4 protein-coding genes are annotated in these 3,247 nt (G+C 49.4%); 1 reads left to right on the top strand and 3 read right to left on the bottom strand.

Features of this window, described 5'->3' with window-relative positions; all coding sequences use genetic code 11:
* Positions 1-80 precede the first annotated feature (80 nt).
* On the top strand, positions 81-689 hold the full coding sequence (locus tag QVO99_RS02795) for a helix-turn-helix transcriptional regulator (RefSeq protein WP_022316069.1): 609 nt from the start codon (positions 81-83) through the stop codon (positions 687-689).
* 170 nt (positions 690-859) lie between these two features.
* On the opposite strand, the gene QVO99_RS02800 is transcribed toward QVO99_RS02795, so the two are convergent.
* The 3 genes from QVO99_RS02800 to QVO99_RS02810 form a co-directional block, all read right to left on the bottom strand.
* The gene (locus QVO99_RS02800) at positions 860-1,528 is read right to left on the bottom strand and encodes a Crp/Fnr family transcriptional regulator (RefSeq protein ID WP_022316070.1); all 669 of its coding nucleotides are present in this window, start codon (positions 1,526-1,528) and stop codon (positions 860-862) included.
* A gap of 6 nt (positions 1,529-1,534) precedes the next feature.
* Positions 1,535-2,542, bottom strand: a complete 1,008-nt coding sequence (locus tag QVO99_RS02805) for an FAD:protein FMN transferase (protein ID WP_022316071.1) — start codon at positions 2,540-2,542, stop codon at positions 1,535-1,537.
* A 143-nt stretch (positions 2,543-2,685) separates the two neighbouring features.
* Positions 2,686-3,247, bottom strand: a 562-nt coding sequence (locus tag QVO99_RS02810) for a DUF6048 family protein (RefSeq protein WP_288176894.1), incomplete at its 5' end; no start/stop codon positions are given.

A 3,247-nucleotide genomic window follows, 5' to 3' on the forward strand; every position in this document is an offset into this window, starting at 1 on the left:
TAGGCGCGTAGTTGCGGATTTGAGGTTATATAGAAAACCAGGACAAGCAGCTGACGATAAACAGATGGGCAAACATCATCATGGGTGTATTGCTCTTCATCTGTATCACACTGATTGTCTTCGTCATTCGCGACAACAGGATAATAAAGAACAAGAACAGGGTGTCGTCATCGCTCATCGGGGAACTGTCTAAATACAAAACGGAACTTTTCGACAGGATGTCGGAACATCCAGACAAGGTGAATAATGCAGCATCAGCCAATGACAAGGCATCTGCAACAGATGACAAAGGAAAGGCTGTGAACTCCGGTGAGACAGTAAAGACGGAAAAGAAGACTGACAGCAAGGCTCACAACGAGGAGTATGAGCAATTCCTGAAGATTGAGAAGATTATATTCGAAAAGAACCTGTTCATCCGCACCAAACTATCGAGAACCGAAGTGGCAGCCGAAGCCGGAATGTCGACAAGCCATTTCAATGCCGTATTCGACAAATACTCACAGCTGACGTTCACTAACTATATCAACAACCTGCGTATGGAGCGTGCGGCAAAGCTGCTGAAGGAAAAGCCGAACTATTCTATCGAAGCCATCGCCCAGGAATGCGGTGTGCCGGTGAGACAGACGTTCTACAGACTGTTCTCAAAGAAATACGGTATGACTCCGGCGGATTATAGAGACAATATCTAATCCTAAAACGGGATTAAGCCGTCTCCCTCCAATGGTAATCAGGACGCTTAACCAAAATCAAGCATCAGGAAGCTTGATATGTTAATTTGAACCGACAGAACCCGTTTTATTATTTCATTAGCGGGTAAAATCAGATTTTCATCAGTGGAGCAGGAAATGGTTGGAGGGGCTTACAGTTTCTCCAGCGCTGCCACCACGATTTTTTCTCTCCCCATCTCGAGCAGTCCCTGTCTCTCCAGCTCATGCAGGGCTTTAGAAACATTGAGACGGCTCTCGCCGATCTCCCTTGCCAGTCTCACCATACCAACGACAAGCGTTTTCTTGCCGGCAGGATGGAGACAACGGGAAGAGAGGAAAAAAGCAATCTTCTTTCTGATGCCCTCAGGTCTTCGGCGCCAGGGCAGATGCTGCATCCTTTGAGTCAAAGTGCAAAGGATATTCATCAGATTGAGGCGGAACACCTCAGAGGCAGTAACGATTTTCATTATCTCCGCCTTGTCTATCGTCAGGAGGTTACACTCCGTGGCGGCAATGAATTTGCGTGAGTACCGCTGTGTCAATCCGAACAAACGCTCGGGCTGCAACACGCAAGGCGTGGCAACACACTCCACTATGCGATACCCACCATCGTCGGCAACCGTCTCCACATCCAGTTCGCCCTGCAAGACAAACGACAGTCCGTTGCACACCTCTCCTTCGGCAACAACCGTTCCGCCCCGCTCCACCTTGGAGAAGCCAAGTTTGACATGAGCTATGACATTGTCAAACTCGCTCAGGCTCATTCCCTGGAACAGAGGAAGGCGAGCCAGCAGACTATATGGATTGAAGTGATTACCCACAATATATTATTTATCCACGATATATCCCTTCATCGAAGGAGAGAACCACACAGCATTCTTTCCTTCAGAATCAGAATAGATGAAATAAGCCATCAGCTCCGTATGCTTCTCCAACACCTTCTTCGCCTTGTCGAGACCGAGCACCATGAATGATGTGGCATAGGCGTCGGCAGTGGCGCAGTTGTCGGCAATCACCGTGGCAGACAGGATATTGTGCTGCACGGGGCGACCGGTCTTGGGGTCGATGGTATGGGCATATTTCTTGCCGTTCTTATAATAGAAATTGCGATAGTTTCCACTTGTCGCCATCGCCTTGTCGGTGACATTGAGCACGGTCTGCAGTTCCTGGTTCACGTTCAGCGAATCGTCGGTAGGCTTCGTAACACCGATCTTCCACGGCATACGCTCGTCGTTGACGCCACTCACCACAATCTCTCCTCCTATCTCCACCATATAGTTCTTTATTCCCTTTGAGGCGAGCAGGCGCGCCACCATATCGCAGCCATAGCCCTTGGCGATGGCACTGCAGTCGAGCATCGTGGCTGAATTCTTCTTCACCACTCTCCCACTCTTCATGCTTACCTTATGGAAGCCTACTATCTTCCTCAGCTGGTTTATCTTCCTGTTGTCAGGCATCTTGCCGTGTTTGAATCCGAATCCCCATGCGTTCACCAATGGCGCCACGGTGATGTCGAAAGCTCCGTCGGTCTCTCCAGACACCTGTTCTGCCAACTTGAACACCTCGGTGAACATACTGTCAGCCACGACATCCTCATTGCGGTTTATTCTGGAAATAATGGACTTTGGATTGAAAGTGGAAAGCGAATTGTCCACATTCTTCAGCTCAGCCTCGATTTCCGGCTGCAAGTCTTTGTCGCTCTGATATGTAATATTGTAAACGGTGCCGAACACGAAGCCCGTATTCTTCTGAAACGGAGCATTGCGCTGCTTGGCTACAATCAGCACCGCTGCTATAACGACAAACGAGAGGATACCCAACTTGAGGTATCTCATTTTCTTTTTATTATCCATATTTCTTTGATTTGTTTGCATTTATGTCTCTTTGAATTATACCTTATATACCTTTATTATATATCGACGTATACCTTCATTTCTTACATCAACATCAGAGATTGCCTTCCTCTGGATGCACCATGCTATATATCCAGCGAGATGTTGAAGAGAGCACCGAAAGCCGTAGTGCCAGTCTTTCCGAATCCCGGCACATACCATGACTTGCCGAGCTGCCCCTCGTCGGCTGTCAGCTTCTGCTTGTAGCGCAGGCTCCAGCCGAGATGCAGCGGACCGACGAGCTTCACGTCTACTCCCAGGGCAGCCTCAAGCCAATGATAGTTGCATTTTGCGCCCTTCACCTCGTATGGCGTGACGCCTCCCCACACGGGGTCTGCAACTCCCGGCGAAGCGAGGTCATACTTGTATGAAGTGAATGCATACCGCGCTCCCACATAAAGCCGGTAGATGTCGTGTTTGTTTTTCAACACGTTGAAATCCATTCCGGCACGGAAGAACGGTGCACTCGTCTTATAAGACATCTGTGTATTCTCCTCCGTGTGGTCTGCCTTGCCGTAACCCACCTCTACCACAGGGAAATACCTGTCACGCAGGTTGAGATGGAGGGCAGCCTCATACTGTCCGTAGTCGCTCACCGCCATCATGACGGGACCTACGGCATCCACCGACACTGAGAAGCCACGGAAG

The sequence above is a fragment of the Prevotella sp. CAG:592 genome (assembly GCF_000436015.1).
Taxonomy (GTDB): domain Bacteria; phylum Bacteroidota; class Bacteroidia; order Bacteroidales; family Bacteroidaceae; genus Prevotella; species Prevotella pectinovora.

Coding starts and splice junctions, on each gene's coding strand:
- QVO99_RS02805 (WP_022316071.1), bottom strand. CDS start 2,542: ATGAGATACCTCAAGTTGGGTATCCTCTCGTTTGTCGTTATAGCAGCG.
- QVO99_RS02795 (WP_022316069.1), top strand. CDS start 81: ATGGGTGTATTGCTCTTCATCTGTATCACACTGATTGTCTTCGTCATT.